At 50.7% G+C, this 21,592-nt stretch carries 18 protein-coding genes; 7 read left to right on the plus strand and 11 right to left on the minus strand.

The annotated features are described in order from the left end of the window. Positions 1-3 precede the first annotated feature (3 nt). Positions 4-402 carry a c-type cytochrome gene (locus tag D515_RS22720; protein ID WP_051997549.1) on the plus strand — a complete coding sequence of 133 codons (399 nt, stop codon included), beginning with the start codon at positions 4-6 and terminating at the stop codon, positions 400-402. Then, the gene (locus tag D515_RS22725; protein ID WP_002542025.1) at positions 399-1,268 is read left to right on the plus strand and encodes a substrate-binding periplasmic protein; all 870 of its coding nucleotides are present in this window, start codon (positions 399-401) and stop codon (positions 1,266-1,268) included. Before D515_RS22720 ends, D515_RS22725 begins: the two co-directional genes overlap by 4 nt. A gap of 7 nt (positions 1,269-1,275) precedes the next feature. On the opposite strand, the gene D515_RS22730 is transcribed toward D515_RS22725, so the two are convergent. Further along, complete coding sequence (locus D515_RS22730) at positions 1,276-3,183, minus strand: sigma-54-dependent Fis family transcriptional regulator (RefSeq protein ID WP_002542026.1); 1,908 nt, start codon at positions 3,181-3,183, stop codon at positions 1,276-1,278. A 292-nt stretch (positions 3,184-3,475) separates the two neighbouring features. Here D515_RS22730 and D515_RS22735 point away from each other — a divergent pair, with 292 nt between their 5' ends. Genes D515_RS22735 through D515_RS22750 form a run of 4 tightly spaced genes read left to right on the plus strand, consistent with a single transcriptional unit; the run spans position 3,476 to position 7,648 of the window. After that, positions 3,476-4,534, plus strand: a complete 1,059-nt coding sequence (locus D515_RS22735; protein ID WP_002542027.1) for an ATP-NAD kinase family protein — start codon at positions 3,476-3,478, stop codon at positions 4,532-4,534. Continuing rightward, positions 4,531-5,520, plus strand: a complete 990-nt coding sequence (locus D515_RS22740; RefSeq protein ID WP_002542028.1) for a thiamine pyrophosphate-dependent dehydrogenase E1 component subunit alpha — start codon at positions 4,531-4,533, stop codon at positions 5,518-5,520. Before D515_RS22735 ends, D515_RS22740 begins: the two co-directional genes overlap by 4 nt. A gap of 14 nt (positions 5,521-5,534) precedes the next feature. Next, positions 5,535-6,548 carry an alpha-ketoacid dehydrogenase subunit beta gene (locus D515_RS22745; protein ID WP_039850572.1) on the plus strand — a complete coding sequence of 338 codons (1,014 nt, stop codon included), beginning with the start codon at positions 5,535-5,537 and terminating at the stop codon, positions 6,546-6,548. Then, entirely contained in the window at positions 6,545-7,648 is a 1,104-nt protein-coding gene (locus D515_RS22750; protein ID WP_002542031.1) for an acetoin dehydrogenase dihydrolipoyllysine-residue acetyltransferase subunit, read from the plus strand. Before D515_RS22745 ends, D515_RS22750 begins: the two co-directional genes overlap by 4 nt. Positions 7,649-7,695: 47 nt before the next feature. On the opposite strand, the gene nudC is transcribed toward D515_RS22750, so the two are convergent. Then, positions 7,696-8,448, minus strand: coding sequence for an NAD(+) diphosphatase (gene nudC, locus D515_RS22755; protein ID WP_039850573.1), 753 nt, complete (start codon positions 8,446-8,448; stop codon positions 7,696-7,698). 142 nt (positions 8,449-8,590) lie between these two features. On the opposite strand from nudC, the gene D515_RS22760 reads away from it, so the two are divergent. Beyond that, positions 8,591-9,070, plus strand: coding sequence for an Rsd/AlgQ family anti-sigma factor (locus tag D515_RS22760; RefSeq protein ID WP_002542035.1), 480 nt, complete (start codon positions 8,591-8,593; stop codon positions 9,068-9,070). A gap of 194 nt (positions 9,071-9,264) precedes the next feature. Here the strand turns inward: D515_RS22760 and rpoC are convergent, their stop codons facing one another. From rpoC to D515_RS25480, 9 genes are all read right to left on the minus strand, one after another. Continuing rightward, complete coding sequence (gene rpoC / locus D515_RS22765) at positions 9,265-13,479, minus strand: DNA-directed RNA polymerase subunit beta' (RefSeq protein WP_002542036.1); 4,215 nt, start codon at positions 13,477-13,479, stop codon at positions 9,265-9,267. A gap of 142 nt (positions 13,480-13,621) precedes the next feature. Continuing rightward, positions 13,622-17,647, minus strand: a complete 4,026-nt coding sequence (gene rpoB, locus D515_RS22770; protein ID WP_002542037.1) for a DNA-directed RNA polymerase subunit beta — start codon at positions 17,645-17,647, stop codon at positions 13,622-13,624. A 228-nt stretch (positions 17,648-17,875) separates the two neighbouring features. Continuing rightward, the gene (rplL, locus tag D515_RS22775) at positions 17,876-18,244 is read right to left on the minus strand and encodes a 50S ribosomal protein L7/L12 (protein WP_002542039.1); all 369 of its coding nucleotides are present in this window, start codon (positions 18,242-18,244) and stop codon (positions 17,876-17,878) included. A 60-nt stretch (positions 18,245-18,304) separates the two neighbouring features. Then, positions 18,305-18,793 carry a 50S ribosomal protein L10 gene (gene rplJ, locus D515_RS22780; protein WP_002542041.1) on the minus strand — a complete coding sequence of 163 codons (489 nt, stop codon included), beginning with the start codon at positions 18,791-18,793 and terminating at the stop codon, positions 18,305-18,307. A gap of 233 nt (positions 18,794-19,026) precedes the next feature. Beyond that, positions 19,027-19,731 (minus strand): 50S ribosomal protein L1, encoded by a 705-nt coding sequence (gene rplA / locus D515_RS22785; protein WP_002542043.1) that lies wholly within the window; start codon positions 19,729-19,731, stop codon positions 19,027-19,029. Between the two features lie 4 nt (positions 19,732-19,735). Further along, a complete protein-coding gene (gene rplK, locus D515_RS22790; RefSeq protein WP_002542045.1) occupies positions 19,736-20,164 on the minus strand; it encodes a 50S ribosomal protein L11 in 429 nt (142 codons plus the stop codon). A gap of 124 nt (positions 20,165-20,288) precedes the next feature. Beyond that, positions 20,289-20,834 (minus strand): transcription termination/antitermination protein NusG, encoded by a 546-nt coding sequence (gene nusG / locus D515_RS22795; RefSeq protein ID WP_002542046.1) that lies wholly within the window; start codon positions 20,832-20,834, stop codon positions 20,289-20,291. A 10-nt stretch (positions 20,835-20,844) separates the two neighbouring features. Next, positions 20,845-21,216 carry a preprotein translocase subunit SecE gene (secE, locus tag D515_RS22800; protein WP_002542047.1) on the minus strand — a complete coding sequence of 124 codons (372 nt, stop codon included), beginning with the start codon at positions 21,214-21,216 and terminating at the stop codon, positions 20,845-20,847. Positions 21,217-21,436: 220 nt separating this feature from the next. Beyond that, on the minus strand, positions 21,437-21,592 hold a 156-nt coding region (locus D515_RS25480; protein WP_476729716.1), incomplete at its 5' end, for an EF-Tu C-terminal domain-related protein.

The following is a 21,592-nucleotide window of genomic DNA, read 5'->3' on the forward strand; positions in this document are numbered from 1 at the left end:
GCGATGAATAGGCCATTTACTTCCAACGCTCTAGGGCAATGTTTAGCATTGATAGGACTGGTATTGATGCTGCTCCTATCCAATGAAGCAATTGCTGTCGCCGTGCCAATCACACAGGAATCACCACTAAACATCCCCACCTTTGCTGCCGAAATAAAGCAGGGAGAAATCCGCTTCTACCAGAATTGTGCCTACTGCCATGGCGCAAAAGGAATTGGCGGGAAGTCTAAAAAGCTGCAATGCCGTGACTTTGAGGGTGATTACCTGTTTGACACCATTTCAAATGGGCTCCGAAGGGGCAGTCAGTTCATGCCCCCTTGGGGCGATACGTTTTCCGAGTCTGAACGGCTGGAGCTGGTCGCGTATATTCTTTCACTTCGCACCTTAGAGACCTGTCAGTGAAACCCATTTCAAAAAAGTACCTCCTTTGGCTGGTGATTGGCGGGCTATGGGCGATATCGCCCATAGCCCGTCCTTTTTCCCTTCTGGAGTCAGTGCAGCAAGCAGGGCTCCTTACCGTCTGTGCCTCCCGTGAGGCTCTCCCCCTTTCTGGCGAAGACAGCCCCAAAGGCGCATTCATTGAGATTGCCGAAGCGGTGGCCAAAGCATGGCATGTATCCCTGTCCGTTGAATGGATCTGGGCAAGGTATCAGATACGAAAGTCCGACTGCCAATTGATACTCGGTGTTGCGCTGGCACAAAATCCACAAACCCATGCCCGCTTTGCCCCAGCGCTACTTGAGCATAATCTTGTTTGGGTGCAGGCTGTGCCGAACTCCTATGAACTTGCCTCACTCCCAGACAACCTGCGAGTTGCAGTCTCTTCAGGGTCAGCCGCCCACCGGAAAATGCTGGAGCATCTGCCAAACAATCAACTCAGGGTAGGATTCGGCAATGACCAAGATATGCTGAGCGCAGTTATGGCTGGTGACGTGGATATGGCTATCGTCTCGAATCTCTCGTTTTCATGGTTTATCCATCAGTTGGCCAATAATAAGGGGCGGTTACGCGCTTCGCCATTTCCTGACACTGAGCAGGTCATTTCCTATCCCATGACCATAAGTATCCGCCATGCTGACTCGCTGGACGAGTCAGATGTTCGTGAAGTACTAGAGAATTTGGAAGAAAGTGGCACGCTAACCGAGATTTTAAGCCAGTATGGTCTGACATTGAGCCCAAGGTTTTCAGACGCCGATGCCAGCCTCCCCCGCCAATATCAGGAACCTATTGGGAAGTCGCCTCGCCACAACATCATTACTGGTCAATAACGTTGAATTAGCGTTTCCCTTGCGGTTGGTAGTGACGCCCGATTCTCTCTTTTTTCATCCTGCGATGGATAGTGGATCGATCCACTCCCAAAGCACGGGCAGTTTCTGAAATGTTCCAGTTGTAGGCTTCCAGTGTTGCCAACAGCTCTTGCGTGACGGAGGAAACACACTGTGGCCGCCCTAACCCTGTTTTAATCTCTTCGGGTAAATGCTCTGGCTGGATTTCACCCTCAACACAAAATGCCAACGCGAAGCGGAGCGTATTCTCTAGCTCCCTGATATTGCCCGGCCATGAGTACTTTTCAAGCAGATCGCCCGCCAGTGTTGAAACGTGTACTGGCTTATCTGTCAGTCCCGTTAGAATCTGTCCCGCCAACCACAATATATCCGAGCGCTCGCGCAGGGCGGGAATTGTAAGGGTCGCTCCGTTGATGCGATAGAAAAGGTCTTCCCTAAAACTGCCATTACTTACCAGATCTGGCAAAGCTTTATGAGTAGCTGCAAGCACCCGGAATGACACAGGGATCGCTTTGGTCGCTCCCACTGGAAGCAACTCTCTTTCGGCGAGAACCCTGAGTAACCTTGCCTGAAGCGACAAGGGCATATCCCCAATTTCATCCAAAAACAGGGTGCCGTTGTTGGCCTGTTCAATCAGCCCTCTTTTGCCTTTGCTGCGCGCGCCGGTAAAGGCACCGTCTGCATAACCAAAGAGCTCGCTTTCAATCAGACTTTCGGGGATCGCTGCACAATTGATGGCAATGAAAGGGCCGGATTTGCGTGACGAACTCTCATGAATGGCTTTAGCCAAAAACTCCTTCCCTGTGCCGGTTTCCCCGTTCAGCAGAAGTGGCAAGTCCGACATTGATAGCGTGGTCGCTTTGATTGCCAAATCCGCCATCTTGGCATCATCACCATAAAGCGATGCCAAACTGCCACTCACGACTTTTTTGCGCCGCTGTATTGAAGAAGGCTGCGGGGCTATAGCATGGGCAAACCACAAATCACCATGAATGGTGGCCAGCAACCTTTCTTCCGTGGGAAGTGCACGGCTGAGCGCGGGAAGCTCATTGATATCGAGATTGAAAAAGTCCGACAGCAAGCAGCCTAGTATTGCGTGTGGTTGCCGCCAGTCATTGCCTTTAATCCGCGAAAGCAGGCGTTGGGTACTATGTGTCATCCCAATAATCCGGCCTTCCGCATCCACCGCCATCGCGCATTCAGGGTCGACATCCAAAAACGCCGGAGATTGACTGAGCCGGATTATCCAGTCCCGCCTGAAGGTATTCATCAACGACGCCATCTCGATGCGACGCGTGCAGGAAGTGACAAGCTGCAAGGTCAATGCCTGGCTGGCTTTGGGCTCAGGGCTTTGGAGCGCAGAGATATCGAGCACAGCAGCAAGTGAACCGTCTACATCGTAAATAGGCGCAGCCGTGCAGGAGAGTGGCGAATGCGTGGCATCAAAGTGATCGCTCTGGTGCACCGTCAACGCTTCCCCGGTGTAGATACAGGAGCCCACACCACAGGTTCCTGCCCGCGCTTCAGACCACTCTGCCCCAAGGTAAAGCCCGGCTTTTTTGAGCTCCCAAGTGAGCGATGCATCACCCTGATAATCGACAGTGACTCCCTCAGCATCGGTCAGCATCAACACATAACCATGATCAGCCACCTGGTGATACAAGGCATCGAGTCCGTACTTTGCCGTGCGAATAAGCTTATCTAGCCGTTCCCTATGCTCCTTGAGCTGGGTATGGGGAACAATATATGCCTCCTGCATCACCACAGGATCAAGGTGATAATCGTCGATACACCGTGTCCAAGACGTGGCAATGACATCGTCACGGGATGTTTGACTCCCTTCAATAACGCTTTGCACTTCCTTGATGTGTTCACTGACTCGCATAGTGACTGCCATATGCTACCGCTCCTGTCATTTGGTTAATTATTAACCAACAACAAAACAGTCATACAACTCTGTACAACGATAAAGCCGACTTTCCTGCTCCGATTTCTCACTCACAACACAGAATTTATTTCCCTGTGACATCCACTACCTGATAACGCCACACCTGTTGCACGCCGAGGCATCAGTGCCACACATCACCGTAAGAATAAAAACAGTAAAACCATGATATTTATGAATATATTCAAGAGTCACTGGTTGGCACGCATCTTGTTCAGTCCCTTCCACCAGCCAAGGATGAGGAATGACTGTGACAGGATTGACAGTAGGGATCATTGCCAACCCCATTTCTGCCCGCGATATTCGCCGGGTGATTGCCAAAGGCGCAAACCTGCAACTGACAGACAGAGCCAACATGGTACTTCGCATTCTGACAGGACTTGCTCAGGGTGGCGTTGAGCATGTGGTGATGATGCCAGAACGGGCTGGCCTTAGAACGCATATAGAACGTGGATTACATCAGGCTTCGCTGGATAGTTTCCGAATGCCAGATGTGCGCTGGCTCTCCATGCCTGTTTCATCCACGGCGCAGGATACCCTTGATGCCAGCCATGCCATGCGCGAACTCGGTGTTTCCGCGATTGTCGTTCTTGGCGGAGACGGTACTCACCGTCTGGTGGTCAAAGCCTGTGGAAACATTCCCATTTCAGGCGTTTCCAGCGGCACCAATAATGCCTTTCCACCACTGACAGAGCCCACCATCACCGGCATCGCCACAGGCCTTGCAGTATCAGGGAGAATTCCACCCTCTCAGGCTTTTGAAGCCAATAAACTACTGGAAGTGAGGGTTAACAACACCCCTGACATTGCCCTTGTCGATGCCGCTATCGTGCAGGAGCGTTTTGTCGGTGCCCGCGCTGTCTGGCGGCCAGAAAGCCTTCGAGAGCTGTTTGTTACCTTTGCCGACCCATCACTGATTGGGCTTTCTTCCATTGCCGGTCTAATCCAGCCCATCGCACGCAAAGCGCCTATGGGCATGCACCTTACGTTTACCCGTCCACAAGAAGCACTTTATTCCGTCAATGCGCCACTCGCTCCCGGATTGCTGACGCCAGTTCATATTGAGCACAGCCAGCTTTTTGAACCCGATTTACTCATTACGCCTGTCAGCCAGCAGGGCTCTTTCGCCCTCGACGGCGAGCGGGAACTGCCATTTGGCCCTGACGATAAAGTCTCAGTCACCCTCAAACATGACGCTTTCAACACGGTCGATGTGCCGCGCTGTATGACCTTTGCCGCTGAGCATGGCCTGCTTCGCTTTCCATCGACACACACAACGACAACATTAAGGAGAAACTCATGAGTGATAATCCATTTCCACTCTCTCGTGAACAGTTGCTGGACGCATACCGGATGATGAAAACCATCCGCGATTTCGAAGAGCGCTTGCACGTCGATTTTTCCCGTGGCGACATTCCGGGTTTTGTACACCTCTATGCTGGTGAAGAAGCCACGGCCGTTGGCATCATGATGCATTTGAATGACAACGACCGCATCGCTTCCACTCACCGCGGACACGGTCACTGCATTGCCAAAGGCGTGGACGTGCACGGTATGATGGCCGAAATCTATGGCAAGGAAACCGGGTCCTGTCGCGGCAAAGGCGGCTCAATGCACATTGCGGATTTATCCAAAGGCATGATGGGCGCCAATGGCATTCTAGGTGCTGGCTCCCCATTAGTATGTGGCGCCGCCCTTGCCGCAAAACACCTTGGCCACGGCGGTGTGGGCATCAGCTTTACCGGTGATGGCGCATCCAACCAGGGCACCTTTCTGGAAAGCTTAAACCTTGCTGCCGTCTGGCAACTCCCAACCATTTTTGTGATTGAAAACAATGGTTATGCGGAATCAACCTCCGTGGATTGGGCGGTAGCCTGTGACTCCTATGTCGACCGCGCAACTGGCTTTGGACTGCCGGGCGTCACTGTCGATGGCACGGATTTCTTCGCTGTTTATGAAGCCGCTGGAGAAGTCATCAAACGCGCCAGAAACGGCGGTGGCCCCTCCATGCTCGAGTGCAAAATGGTGCGCTTTTTTGGCCATTTTGAGGGGGATGCCCAGACCTACCGGGCTGACGGCGAAGTGGAAGATATCCGTACCAACCGCTGTTGCCTGAAACTCTTCCGCCAGCGCGTGGAAGAAACTGGCCTTATCAACGCTGACGAATTCAACACCATTGATGGCGAAGTGGCCGCACTTATCGAAGATGCCGTTCGCGCTGCGATTGATGCGCCACAACCACCAGCAAGTGCCCTACTGACGGATGTTTACGTCAGCTATTCAGAATAACAAGGAGAGTGATGATGGCCAGAACACTATCAATCAAGGATGCAATTAACGAAGCAATTGATCAGGAAATGTCCCGTGATCCTAACGTCATTATGATGGGCGAAGACATTGTCGGTGGTACCGGCGCACCGGGTGAAGACGATGCATGGGGTGGCGTACTTGGTGTCACCAAAGGGCTTTATGCCAAACATCCTAACCAGATGATGGATACGCCTCTGTCGGAAAGTGCCTATGTGGGTGCTGCCATTGGCGCTGCTACCTGCGGGCTCCGTCCGATCGCAGAGCTGATGTTTATCGATTTTATGGGCGTCTGCTTCGATCAGATTTTCAACCAAGCCGCCAAGTTCCGCTATATGTTTGGGGGGAAAGCGGAAACGCCAGTTGTTATCCGCGCCATGTGCGGTGCTGGCTTCAGAGCCGCAGCACAACACAGCCAGATGCTCACGCCTCTTTTCACCCATATTCCAGGGCTAAAGGTGGTTTGCCCGTCAAACGCCTACGATGCCAAGGGACTGCTTATCCAGTCCATCCGAGACAATGACCCAGTTATCTTCCTCGAGCATAAAAATCTCTATGCCACCGAATCTGATGTGCCGGAAGCCCCTTATGCTATTCCTTTTGGCGAAGCCAATGTACTTCGTGAAGGTAAAGACGTCACCCTAGTGTCTTATGGCCTGACCGTAACACGTGCAATGGAAGCGGCTGAGCAACTGGCGAAGCAAGGCGTGCAATGTGAGGTGATTGACTTACGCACCCTCTCCCCACTTGATATCGATACTGTGATGGAAAGCGTCGAAGAAACAGGTCGATTGGTGTGTATCGATGAAGCCAGCCCACGCTGCTCAATCGCTGCGGATGTTTCTGCACAGGTGGCTGAGTCAGCCTTCTCGTCACTAAAAGCACCGATTGCCATGGTGAACCCTCCCCATACGCCCGTGCCTTTCTCTCCATCGCTGGAAGACATCTATGTACCGACCGTTGACGACATTGTCAGCGCAGTAAACCGAACGATGGGAGCGAATACATGAGTGAGAAAATCATACCTGTGGTAATGCCCAAATGGGGGCTTTCCATGAAGGAAGGCACCCTCACAGAATGGCATGTCGACGAAGGGGATACCATTGAAGTCGGTCAGGTGATCATGGATGTGGAAACCGACAAGATTGCCAGCGAGGTGGAAGCGCCGGATGCCGGGCTCCTAAGACGCAAGGTCGCTGAGGAAGGTGACGTCTATTCGGTTCAGGCTCTGCTCGGTGTACTTGCGCCACCAGAGGTAACAGACGATGAAATCGATGCCTATATCGCGGCCTTTGTTCAGCCCTCCTCCGAAGGAGGAGATGAGGAAGAAGCGGCCTCAGCCTATGCATTTATCGACACCGATGCAGGACGCATTCGCTACAGTCATATGAATGCCGACGCCTCTGGAACACCTTATGTGCTGATACATGGCTTTGGCGGTGACTTGGATAACTGGTTGTTTAATTTGGACGCCCTTGCCGAAAAAGCGCCTGTGTTGGCGCTTGATCTTCCAAACCATGGACAGTCCGCGATTTCAGCGGAATTGCAGTTTAGCAACCTCATCAATACTGTCGTGACGGTGATGGATAAGCTCGATATTGAGGGAGCCCATTTGGTCGGACATTCAATGGGCGGGCTTATCTGTGGTGAACTCGCAAGGCTTCACCCCGATAAGGTCGTTTCGCTCACTTTGATTGGCAGCGCTGGCCTTGGGAAAGACATCAACAGCAACTACATCCGTGGCTTTGTCGATTCAGAAAGCCGGAAAACCCTAAAACCTGTCTTGCAGCTGCTTTTTGCAGACAGCAGTTTGGTCACGCGTAATCTGGTCGATGATGTGCTCAAATACAAACGGCTCGATGGTGTAAAAGCTTCACTGGACGCGCTCGCCGATCAGCTTTTTGTGGATGGCACCCAAAGCGTTGCGCTGAACTTAGATGTGACTCCGTCACCGCTTGTGATTTGGGGCGAGTCGGATGCGGTAATCCCTGCTTCGCATGCTTCAAACACCAGCAATGCAGAAGTGCACGTTCTCGCAGGGGCTGGGCATATGGTGCAAATGGAGCAAGCGGCAGCAGTCAATGCCCTCATCCTTTCCCACACCCAATAACGCTTCGGTAACCACTAAAAAGGGATGCTGCTCTGCATCCCTTCAGTCTATCCTTTGACGGCTTCAATTAAACGTCTGGCAATGGTGCCTTCCGGTGCCACCAGCGGCAGGTCATCGACATCAAACCACTGCGCGTCCGTGAGCTCTTCATAGTCTGGATTAATCTCACCGCTCTCATAGTCTGCGACAAACCCCATCATCAGATTGGAAGGAAAAGCCCAAGGTTGACTGTCAAAGTAGCGGATGTTGCTGACGTCTATTCCTGTTTCTTCCTTCACCTCACGGGCAACGCATTGCTCCAGCGTCTCTCCTGCTTCTACAAAGCCGGCAATCACTGTATACATACCGTTTTTATGGCGAGGATGATGAGCCAGCAGAATTTGACCGCCCTTTTTAACAGCCACAATCACACAGGGAGAAACCCGTGGGTAATGAACTGTCTCACAGGCATCGCATACCATCGCAGGATGAGACGGCTCAAAACGGTTTTTACTGCCACAACGGCTACAAAACACCTGAGAATCACGCATGTAATCAATCTGAATAGCTCGCCCTGCGAGATTGAACAATTCCCCGGGCAGGTGTAACAAAGATCGCAATCCACCCAACTCAGTTTCAGATGCATTATGTTGCTCATACGCATACACAACCTCATGCCCATCAAAGTGTCCTATGGCGTAGCTTGCCTTAACCCAATTATCCAATTGATTTTTTGAGATAAGTGGCAGGTTGTGATCCGCCAACCAGAGTTGTCCTTTAGTTACACAACACAGATATACAAGATCTTTTTGATCAGACATAACAACACTTCGATCCTTGCTTGGCCGGGCGATTTGAGGCACTCTAAAATCAGTAACCTGATGTTAGACAATTGATGGCCTGATTGATATGGCTGTAATCCTATAAAAGCGCTCAGGTGCGCTGATCATGAGGAACGTGGTCATGCTAAATAAACTCGAAAAAGCACAACAGCAGTGGGGCGGTTACAGTGATGTGATCGACTACTGGTTAACGTTAAGACAGGAACTGCTGGTTCAATACTGCAAAGTGGCAGGCCTTTCTGGCAACAATAAAAACTGTCTGCCAACCGAAGAAGAATTGAATCGCTTCTGTGAAGTTTTGGTGGACTATATCTCCGCTGGTCACTTCAAAATCTATGACATGGTCATGGAGCGTTGGAAAGCCACTGGTTTCTCAACCAACGAAGAGATTGATGGTCTCTACTTACATATAGTAGAAACGACAGAGCCCCTTCTGAACTTCAATGACAAGTACAGTGGATTTGTCTTAGATGACGACAATTTCGCGGGTTTTGACAACGACATCTCTACTGTTGGCGAAATCATGGAAATACGCTTCGAAAAAGAGGATATGCTGATCCAGCTGATTGCGGACAGCTTAGCAATTCCTCCCGGCGCTTAATATTTAACGTTTTCAGGCCTTCCGGTTGATGATATCCATCAGCCGGCCTTTTAGACCCCGCTTCTCGCTTCTCGCTTCTCGCTTCTCGCTTCTCGCTTCTCGCTTCTCGCTTCGCAAATAGTCTCTGACTTACTGAAAATCACGCAATAAAAAAGGCATCCCGAAGGATGCCTTTTATCAGTCATGACGCGAGATTAGTTCTCGTCGCTCAGACCTGCGTTCAGCAGTGCTGCCAGATCCTGAGATGCTTGTTCAGCATCGATTTGCGGAGCTACTGGCTCTTCTACCACGTTGCGACGCGCTTGGCGTGACTTGTGGTAAGCAAAACCGGTACCCGCAGGGATCAGACGACCAACGATAACGTTCTCTTTCAGGCCGCGCAGTTCGTCGCGCTTGCCTGATACAGCTGCTTCGGTCAGTACGCGGGTCGTTTCCTGGAACGATGCCGCAGAGATGAACGATTCAGTTGCCAGAGACGCTTTGGTGATACCCAGCAGATCGCGCTCGAAGCTTGCAGGCTGTTTGCCTTCCGCTTCCAGCATACGATTCGCGATAGTGACGCGAGAGTATTCTACCTGCTCGCCTTCAAGGAACTCAGAGTCGCCTGAAGACAGGATAGTTACCTTGCGCAGCATCTGACGAACGATAGTCTCGATGTGCTTGTCGTTAATCTTAACGCCCTGCAGACGGTAAACGTCTTGTACTTCGTTGGTGATGTACTCAGTTACCGCACGCACGCCACGAAGACGCAGAATATCGTGTGGAGATTCTGGACCATCGGCGATGACGTCACCTTTCTCAACCTTCTCACCTTCGAATACGTTCAGCTGACGCCACTTAGGAATCATCTCTTCGTATGGAGAACCGTCAGTTGGCGTGATGATCAGGCGACGTTTACCTTTGGTTTCTTTACCGAAGGAAACTGCACCCGTGATCTCTGCCAGAATTGCAGGCTCTTTAGGCTTACGAGCTTCGAACAGGTCCGCAACGCGTGGCAGACCACCGGTGATATCTTTCGTACCGCCAGATTCCTGAGGAATACGAGACAGAGTATCACCCACACCTACGTTTGCACCGTCTTCCAGCTGGACAATTGCTTTACCAGGCAGGAAGTATTGTGCAGGCATGTCAGTACCAGGGATCATCACAGCGTTACCAGATGCATCAAGCAGTCGAACGGTAGGACGCATGTCTTTACCCGCTGACGTACGCTCTGCAGCGTCCAGAACAACCATTGAAGACAGACCAGTCAGTTCATCCGTTTGACGTTGAACGGTTACACCGTCAATCATGTCAACGAACTCGATACGACCTTCTACTTCAGTGATGATCGGCATGGTGTGCGGATCCCAGTTAGCCACGGTTTCGCCCGCGTTAACTGCATCGCCATCCAGCTTGCTCAGCACACAACCGTATGGCAGCTTGTAGCTTTCCTTGGTACGGCCGAACTCATCAACGATAGTCAGCTCAGATGCACGTGAAGTAATCACCAGCTTGCCAGCGTTGTTGGTAACGAACTTCGCATTGTGCAGGTGCATAGAACCGTTGTTCTTCACCTGGATGCTGCTTTCTGCTGCCGCACGAGATGCCGCACCACCGATGTGGAACGTCCGCATCGTCAGCTGGGTACCTGGTTCACCGATTGACTGTGCCGCGATAACACCAACAGACTCGCCGTGGTTAACCAAGTGACCACGAGCCAGGTCGCGACCGTAACAGTTTGCACAACAACCGAAGTCAGTTTCACAGGTTACGACAGAACGCACTTTCACCTGGTCAACAGAGTTTTGCTCCAGGATGTCACACCACTTCTCATCAAGCAGGGTGTTGCGTGGCGCCAGTACTTCGTCAGTACCAGGCTTGAGTACGTCTTCTGCAACCACACGGCCCAGAACACGCTCACGCAGTGCTTCTTTAACGTCACCACCTTCGATAACTGCCATCATGTTGATACCTTCTGAGGTACCACAATCAGTTTCAGTGACCACAACGTCTTGAGCTACGTCTACCAGACGACGAGTCAGGTAACCGGAGTTCGCAGTCTTCAGTGCGGTATCCGCAAGACCTTTACGTGCACCGTGCGTTGAGATGAAGTACTGAAGTACGTTCAGACCTTCACGGAAGTTTGCAGTGATTGGCGTTTCGATGATCGAGCCATCTGGTTTCGCCATCAGACCACGCATACCCGCCAACTGACGAATCTGTGCAGCAGAACCACGAGCACCTGAGTCGGCCATCATGTATACGCTGTTGAACGACTTCTGCTCTTCTTCTTCACCATCACGGTTAATCACGGTGTCGAAAGACAGGTTATCCATCATCGCTTTAGCAACTTGTTCGTTCGCTGCAGCCCAGATATCGATAACTTTGTTGTAACGTTCGCCAGCAGTAACCAGACCAGACTGGAACTGCTCCTGGATCTCAGCAACTTCAGCTTCTGCCGCTTCGATCAGGTCGTATTTCGCCTGTGGGATAACCATGTCGTCGATACCAACAGATACACCAGACAGTGCCGCGTAAGCGAAACCGGTGTACATGATTTGGTCAGCGAAGATAACGGTATCTTTCAGACCCAGTGCACGGTAACAGGTGTTCAGCAGAGCAGAGATTTGCTTCTTGCCCAGCGCCTGGTTAACGATGCTGTATGGCAGGCCTTCAGGCACGATTTGCCACAGCATTGCACGACCAACAGTGGTGTCTACCAGCTCAATTTTCTCAGAGCGGTTACCCATTTCGTCGAACAGCACTTCTTTGATACGAACCTTAACGCGTGCGTGCAGTTCTGCGCTGCCAGTACGGTATGCTTTTTCAGCTTCCGCAGGGCCAGACAGGTAAAGTGCTTCACCTTTCGCGTTAACTTTCTCACGGGTCATGTAGTACAGACCCAATACAACGTCCTGAGAAGGTACGATGATTGGATCACCGGACGCAGGAGACAGGATGTTGTTGGTCGACATCATCAGAGCACGCGCTTCTAGCTGTGCTTCCAGTGTCAAAGGTACGTGAACAGCCATCTGGTCACCATCGAAGTCGGCGTTGTATGCCGCACAAACGAGTGGGTGCAGTTGGATTGCTTTACCTTCAATGAGCACTGGCTCAAACGCCTGGATACCCAGACGGTGAAGTGTCGGTGCACGGTTCAGCAGTACTGGGTGTTCACGGATAACTTCATCCAGAATATCCCAAACGACCGCTTCTTCGCGCTCTACCATCTTCTTAGCCGCTTTGATGGTGGTCGCTAGACCACGAGCTTCCAGCTTGCCGTAGATAAATGGTTTGAACAGCTCAAGTGCCATCTTCTTAGGAAGACCACACTGGTGCAGACGCAGGTATGGACCAACGGTGATTACCGAACGGCCAGAGTAGTCTACACGCTTACCAAGCAGGTTCTGACGGAAACGACCTTGCTTACCTTTGATCATGTCAGCTAGAGACTTCAGAGGACGCTTGTTCGAACCAGTAATGGCACGACCACGGCGACCGTTGTCCAGCAGGGCGTCAACTGACTCTTGCAGCATACGTTTTTCGTTACGTACGATGATGTCAGGTGCAGCCAGATCCAGCAGGCGCTTCAGACGGTTGTTACGGTTGATAACACGACGGTACAGATCGTTCAGATCTGATGTCGCGAAACGACCGCCATCCAGTGGTACCAGCGGACGCAGATCCGGCGGCAGTACTGGAAGAACAGTCAGGATCATCCACTCAGGATTGTTTCCAGACTGCAGGAATGCTTCAACAAGCTTCAGGCGCTTGGTGATTTTCTTGCGCTTGGTTTCAGAGTTGGTTTCTTCCAGCTCTTCGCGCATCAGTTCAGCTTCAGCTGCCAGATCCATGTTCGCCAGCAGGGCTTTCACTGCTTCGGCACCCATACGAGCGTCGAATTCATCACCCCATTGCTCCAGCGCGTCCAGATACTGTTCTTCAGACAGCATTTGGCTACGCTCAAGATCGGTCATGCCTGGTTCGATCACAACGTATGATTCGAAGTACAGAACACGCTCGATGTCACGCAGAGGCATGTCCATCAGCAAACCGATACGGCTAGGCAGTGATTTCAGGAACCAGATGTGGGCAACAGGTGAAGCCAGCTCAATGTGACCCATACGCTCACGACGTACTTTGGTCTGAGTAACTTCAACACCACATTTTTCACAGATCACGCCACGGTGCTTCAGGCGCTTGTATTTACCACAAAGACATTCGTAGTCTTTTACCGGGCCAAAGATACGTGCACAGAACAGACCGTCACGCTCAGGCTTAAAGGTACGGTAGTTAATGGTTTCTGGCTTTTTAACTTCACCAAAAGACCATGAACGGATCATGTCTGGTGAAGCAAGACCGATTTTGATTGCATCAAATTCTTCGGTCTTGTGCTGTGCTTTCAGAAACTTAAGTAAGTCTTTCACATTCGGCTCCTGTGAGGAGTTGACCCATAAAAGTGCAGACACTCTGCACTTTCATATTGATACCGGAAATTCCCTTTGTATTTGAGATGCTGCCTTATTGCTGCATCTCGTTTTACGCTGGGAAGTGCAAATAAGCCTGGGCTTATTCGTCTTCCAGCTCGATGTTGATACCCAACGAGCGGATTTCTTTCAGCAGTACGTTGAAAGATTCCGGCATACCCGGTTCCATGCGGTGATCGCCGTCGACGATGTTCTTATACATCTTCGTACGACCGTTCACGTCATCCGACTTAACAGTCAGCATTTCCTGCAGGGTGTATGCTGCGCCGTATGCTTCCAGCGCCCACACTTCCATCTCACCGAAACGCTGACCACCGAACTGAGCTTTACCACCCAGCGGCTGCTGAGTAACAAGGCTGTAAGAACCGGTAGAACGGGCGTGCATCTTATCGTCAACCAAGTGGTTCAGTTTCAGCATATACATGTAACCAACAGTTACAGGACGCTCAAACTTCTCACCAGTACGACCGTCGAACAGGTTCAGCTGGCCAGATTCTGGCAGATCACCCAGTTTCAACAGTTCTTTGATTGCCGGCTCTGGTGCACCATCGAACACAGGGGTTGCGATTGGCAGACCGCTTCGCAGGTTCTTGATCAGCGTATGCACTTCTTCGTCAGTCAGCGTACTGATGTCCACTTTCTGACGCGTGTCACCCAGATCGTAAACCTTCTGCAGGAACTCACGGAATTTCGCCAGTTCTTGCTGCTCTTTGATCATCTTGTTGATCTTGTTACCGATACCTTTCGCCGCCAGGCCAAGGTGAGTTTCAAGGATCTGACCGATGTTCATACGAGACGGTACACCCAGTGGGTTCAGTACGATGTCTACTGGCTCACCGGTTTCGTCATACGGCATGTCTTCAACAGGGTTGATCTTAGAGATAACACCCTTGTTACCGTGACGACCCGCCATCTTATCACCAGGCTGGATGCGACGTTTAACAGCCAGGTATACCTTAACAATCTTAAGGACGCCCGGTGCCAGATCGTCACCCTGAGTGATCTTACGGCGTTTGGTGTCGAACTTCTTATCGAAGTCAGCTTTCAGTTCGTCGTACTGCTCAGCCAGTTGCTCCAGCTGAGTTTGCAGTGCTTCGTCGTCAAGAGTCTGAGAAAGCATCGCCTGACGATCCATGTTCGCCAGTTTGTCTTGGCTGTAACCAGCATTTGCCAGTACGCCACGAACACGTGCTACCAGACCACCTTCCAGAATAGAGAACTCTTCTGTCAGGTCTTTCTTGGCTTCTTTCAGCTGCATTTCTTCGATTTCAAGCGCACGCTTGTCTTTCTCTACACCATCACGGGTAAATACTTGTACGTCGATAACCGTACCAGATACGCCGTTAGGAACACGCAGAGAAGAGTCTTTCACGTCAGACGCTTTCTCACCGAAGATTGCACGTAGCAGTTTTTCTTCTGGAGTTAGCTGAGTTTCGCCTTTAGGCGTCACTTTACCTACCAGAATGTCGCCGCCTTTCACTTCCGCACCGATGTATACAACACCAGATTCGTCCAGCTTAGACAGCGCAGCTTCACCCACGTTAGGGATGTCAGCAGTAATTTCTTCGCTACCCAGTTTAGTATCACGCGCCACACACTGGAGTTCCTGGATGTGGATGGTAGTCAGGCGGTCTTCCTGTACTACGCGCTCAGATACAAGGATGGAGTCCTCGAAGTTGTAACCGTTCCAAGGCATGAACGCGATACGCATGTTCTGGCCAAGTGCCAGTTCACCCAGATCAGTCGACGGACCGTCGGCCAGTACGTCACCGCGCTGCACAGGCTCGCCTGGCATCACACATGGACGCTGGTTGATACAGGTGTTCTGGTTAGAACGGGTGTACTTCGTCAGGTTGTAGATGTCGATACCTGCTTCGCCTGGTACCAGCTCATCTTCATTAACCTTAATAACGATACGTGATGCGTCTACGGACTGAACCATACCGCCGCGTTTCGCAACAGCTGTTACGCCCGAGTCAACCGCTACTGCACGTTCAATACCAGTACCTACCAGCGGCTTATCAGCGCGCAGAGTTGGTACTGCCTGACGTTGCATGTTCGCACCCATAAGTGCACGGTTAGCATCGTCGTGCTCAAGGAATGGGATCAGAGATGCCGCCACCGATACAACCTGGTTGGTTGCAACGTCCATGTACTGAACATGGTCACGTGGGTGCAGACCTGATTCACCTTTCTGACGAGCAGTGATCAATTCATCTGTGAAAGAGCCGTCTTCGTTCAGCGCGGCGTTTGCCTGCGCGATAACGAACTGACCTTCTTCAATCGCAGATAGGTAGTCGATGTCATCGGACACTTTACCGTCAACAACTTTACGGTAAGGCGTTTCCAGGAAGCCGTACGGGTTAGTACGCGCAAACGCTGAAAGCGAGTTGATCAGACCGATGTTTGGACCTTCAGGTGTTTCGATAGGACACAGGCGACCGTAGTGGGTTGCGTGTACGTCTCGAACTTCAAAGCCTGCGCGTTCACGCGTCAGACCGCCTGGACCCAGTGCAGAAATACGACGCTTGTGCGTGACTTCTGACAGCGGGTTGTTCTGGTCCATAAACTGTGACAGCTGAGAAGAGCCAAAGAACTCTTTAACCGCCGCAGAGATAGGCTTAGCGTTGATCAGATCCTGTGGCATCACATTGTCGAGATCGCCAAGGCTCAGACGCTCTTTAACCGCACGCTCAACACGTACCAGACCTACACGGAACTGGTTCTCAGCCATTTCACCAACAGAGCGGATACGACGGTTGCCCAGGTGGTCGATATCGTCCACCTCACCGATACCGTTACGGATATCGATCAGCTTGCGCATCACTTCAATGATGTCATCGTGGCTCAGTACGCCCGGACCGGTCATTTCTTCACGAGTCAGGGAGCTGTTGAACTTCATACGGCCTACCGCAGACAGATCGTAACGATCTTCTGAGAAGAACAGGCTTTCGAACAGCTGTTCTGCTGCTTCACGCGTTGGTGGCTCACCAGGACGCATCATGCGGTAGATTTCAACCAACGCGGTCAGACGGTCAGTCGTGCTGTCGATACGCAGGGTATCAGACATGTACGGACCGTGATCCAGGTCGTTGGTGAACAGGGTTTCGATCTTCTTATGGCCAGCCTGAGACAGAAGCGCCAGAGTTTCCAGGCTCAGCTCTTGGTTAGCACCCGCGATGATCTCACCGGTTTCCTCGTTGATGTAGTCACGTGCAGCAACTTTGCCCACGATGTACTCAACAGGGACTTCAATTTGTTTCACGCCGTCTTTTTCGAGCTGGCGAATGTGGCGCGCAGTGATGCGGCGACCTTGCTCGATGTATACCTTACCGTCAGCTTCAATATCGAAGCTCGCAGTTTCACCACGAAGACGATCAGGTACCAATTCCATCACCAGTGACTTGCCTTGAACTTCGAAAACAACTTTCTCGAAGAACATGTCCAAGATCTGGTCGGTGGTGTATTCCAACGCACGCAGGATGATCGATGCAGGCAGCTTACGACGACGGTCAATACGTACGTACAGCAGATCCTTAGGATCGAATTCAAAGTCCAACCATGAACCACGGTATGGAATGATACGCGCGTTATACAGCACTTTACCTGAGGAATGGGTTTTACCCTTATCGCTGTCGAAGAAGACGCCCGGGCTACGATGCAGCTGGGATACGATAACCCTCTCAGTACCGTTAATAACAAAGGTACCATTGTCCGTCATGAGTGGAATTTCACCCATGTAGACTTCTTGCTCTTTGATGTCTTTTACGGTGCCAGCAGGTGCATCTTTGTCAAACATCACCAGGCGCAGTTTAACGCGCAGTGGTGCAGAGTAAGTTACGCCACGGATCTGACATTCTTTAACATCGAAAACTGGCTCACCGAGACGATAGCTAACGTATTGCAGCTCGGAATTGCCGTTGTAGCTCTGAATCGGAAAGACAGAGCGAAAGGCAGCTTCAAGACCGTATTGCCCTTCTGGATCCTGCTCGATAAACTTTTCAAAAGAATCAAGCTGGATCGACAGCAAGTATGGCACGTCCAGAACTTGAGGACGCTTACCAAAATCCTTACGGATACGCTTTTTCTCGGTATAAGAGTAAACCATAGGGTTCCTCAGCTCGCTGATAAGTGACCCAAACTGTCCAGACTGAGGGACAGTAACTAATAACCACCGTTTACTGTAGGAACATCAGAGGGTTAATTCCGATGTATTTGCATGGTCAGCAGTGACTAAACGGGGTGCAAAATTCACCACTGCCCTACAGCGCAAAAAGGCCGGTGGCTATTTAGCCACCAGCCATTAGCCTTTTCAGGCTAAGAAGCTAAGCAATAATTACTTAACTTCAACAGAAGCACCAGCTTCTTCCAGATCTTTCTTCAGAGCTTCTGCTTCTTCTTTAGAAACAGCTTCTTTCAGAGGTGCTGGAGCGCCGTCAACAACTGCTTTCGCTTCTTTCAGGCCCAGACCAGTCGCGCCGCGAACTGCTTTGATTACTGCAACTTTGTTTGCACCAGCAGCAGTCAGGATTACGTCGAATTCAGTTTGCTCTTCTGCAGCTTCACCAGCAGCAGCGCCGCCAGCAACAACTGCTGCAGCAGCAGAAACACCGAACTTCTCTTCCATAGCTTCGATCAGTTCAACAACTTGCATTACAGACATTTCTGCAACTGCGTCTAGGATTTGCTCGTTAGTGATAGACATAACAATTCTCTTTAAAGTCAACAATTAGTTTAAATAGCAACCAGTAAAAAGCAATGCGAATTACGCAGCTTCTTTCTGATCGCGAACAGCCGCGATAGTGCGAACCAGCTTGCCAGCAGACGCTTCTTTCATGCACATCATCAGACGTGCGATAGCTTCGTCGTAAGTTGGCAGCGTTGCCAGTACGTCAGCGTTAGTCAGCGCGCCTTCGAATGCAGCAGCTTTGATCTCGAAATCTTTGTTCTCTTTCGCGAAGTCTTTGAAAAGACGCGCTGCAGCACCTGGGTGCTCAGTAGAGAACGCAATCAGTGTAGGACCGACAAAAATGTCTTTCAGACATTCGTAGTCAGTACCGTCTACTGCACGACGAGCCAGTGTGTTACGAACAACTTTCATGTAAACACCCGCTTCACGCGCTTGTTTACGGAGAGAAGTCATCGCGCCAACTGTTACGCCGCGAGAATCAGCTACAACTGCAGACAGGGCACCGCTGGCAGCTTCGTTGACTTCAGCAACAATTGCTTTTTTGTCTTGAAGATTTAATGCCATTTGGATTTGCTCCTGGATTGTTTTTACACCACTCGCTGCTTCACAGCAGGAGAGTAATTACGGCGCAGATCCAAGAAAGAAATATATCTATCATGTTCCTGGCACCGTCTACGTAGGTAACGATTAAGTCTTACTTATGTAAGACGCCTACGGTCTTGGACGAAGTTCGGCAAGCCGAACTTAGCCATAAATTTGAAGCGACGAATTATACAGCAACTCATCGCTTCAAGCAATTAGTTTGCTTGTGCGTCCAGAGTATTCTGGTCAACCGCAACACCTGCACCCATAGTGGTAGAGATGCTTACTTTCTTGATGAAAGCGCCTTTCGCTGAAGAAGGCTTAGCTTTCTTCAGAGCTACCAGCAGAGCTTCCAGGTTACCTTTCAGCTTGTCAGCGTCGAAGTCAACCTTACCGATGGTGGTGTGGATGATACCGTTCTTGTCGTTACGGTAACGAACCTGACCAGCTTTAGCGTTCTTAACTGCTTCAGCAACGTTAGGAGTTACAGTACCAACTTTCGGGTTTGGCATCAGACCGCGAGGACCCAGGATAGTACCCAGTTGACCTACAACGCGCATTGCATCTGGAGATGCGATAACTACGTCGAAGTTCATTTCGCCTTTCTTAACTTGCTCAGCCAGGTCTTCCATACCAACGATGTCAGCACCCGCTTCTTTAGCAGCTTCAGCGTTCGCACCTTGAGTGAATACCGCTACGCGGATGTCACGGCCAGTACCGTGTGGCAGTACAGTTGCGCCACGAACGTTTTGGTCTGATTTACGTGCATCGATGCCCAGGTTAACAGCAACGTCTACACTTTCAACGAATTTAGCAGTAGCCAGTTCTTTCAGAAGAGCAACAGCTTCGTTGATGTCGTACTCACGAGTCACATCAACTTTCTCGCGGATTACGCGCATGCGCTTAGTCAGTTTTGCCATTGTCTTAACCCTCTACTACCAGACCCATTGAACGAGCGGTACCAGCGATTGAGCGTTTCATCGCTTCAATGTCTGCACCAGTCATGTCTTTCGCTTTAGTTTCAGCGATTTCCTGGATCTGAGCGTCGGTAACAGTACCAACTTTCTCAGTGTTAGGACGGCCTGAACCAGACTTGATACCCGCTGCTTTCTTCAGCAGAATTGCTGCAGGTGGAGTCTTCATTTCGAAAGTGAAAGAACGGTCGCTGTATACAGAGATAACTACTGGAGTTGGCAGACCTTTCTCTAGAGATTCTGTACGTGCGTTGAACGCTTTACAGAATTCCATGATGTTCACGCCGTGCTGACCCAGAGCTGGACCAACTGGTGGACTTGGGTTAGCCATACCAGCTGCAACTTGCAGCTTGATGTAAGCTTCTACTTTTTTAGCCATTACTAAATACCTAAATTTGGGTTCAAACGTCTACTTTTGACAAGCAGACTCCCCGTTTAACAAAAGGGCGCGAAATTGTATTCAAATTTCGCGCCCCTCGCAACTGTTACCGAGCAAAAAATGTTCAGGATTTTTCTACTTGGCTGAATTCCAGTTCTACCGGTGTCGCACGGCCGAAGATAGATACAGATACCTTCAGGCGGCTCTTTTCGTAATCAACTTCTTCTACCACACCGTTGAAGTCCGCAAATGGGCCTTCAGTAACACGGATAACTTCACCCGCTTCATACACAGTTTTGTGTACTGGCGACTCGCTCGCTTTCTCCAGACGGTTTAAGATAGCGTCTGCTTCTTTATCAGAAATCGGCGCTGGGCGATCTGGTGTACCGCCGATGAAGCCCATTACACGTGGTACGCTACGCACCAGGTGCCATGACTCATCGTTCATCAGCATCTGAACCAGAACATAACCTGGGAAGAACTTACGCTCGCTCTTGCGACGCTGACCTGCGCGCATTTCAACCACTTCCTCGGTCGGTACCAATACCTCACCAAAGAAGTCTTCCATCTCGTGCATTTTGATATGTTCTTTCAGCGACTTCGCTACACGGCCTTCAAAACCAGAGAAAGCCTGAACAACATACCAACGTTTTTTTGGAGCTTCGCTCATGTAGTTAACCTCACACGCCAGTGAATAGGCGGACCAGACGGACCATGATTCCGTCGATGCCCCACAGGATGAGCGCCATGACGACAGTGACAGCCAGAACGATGAGAGTGGTTTGCAAAGTTTCTTGGCGAGTAGGCCATACCACTTTACGCACTTCCATACGCGATTCACGTGCAAAGGTGATCGCTGCTTTACCTTTGGCAGTCAGTGCAGCAACACCACCAGCGGCGGCAACTAACACAACAACTGCAGCAGCACGTAGCACGACAGACATATCACTGTACAGGCTATTTCCCACCACCGCTACGGCCAATAAGGCAAAGACCACAACCCATTTCAGGGCGTCCATTGACCCGGTTTGGGCTTCAGCATTCGCTTTCATACATTCTACCTGTAACTAGTCTACTTCATAGACGACAACAACCTCGCGTCAGCGAGGTAAAAGAACAAGGAAAATAGCTTTAGATTCATATGATCGCCTATTTTCTTATCCCTAAAACAATGTTCACTGCGGCAAATCGGTGAAAAAAAGTCCAATCCAAAGATTTGGCGCAGAAAAAGGGCATCAAATGATGCCCTTTTTGCTAGTGTGTCGTCAAATCTTATTCGATGATTTTAGCAACAACACCCGCGCCAACAGTACGGCCGCCTTCACGGATTGCGAAGCGCAGACCTTCATCCATCGCGATTGGTGCAATCAGAGTTACAACCATCTGGATGTTGTCGCCTGGCATTACCATCTCAACGCCTTCTGGCAG

The organism is Grimontia indica, assembly GCF_000333895.2.
Classification (GTDB): domain Bacteria; phylum Pseudomonadota; class Gammaproteobacteria; order Enterobacterales; family Vibrionaceae; genus Enterovibrio; species Enterovibrio indicus.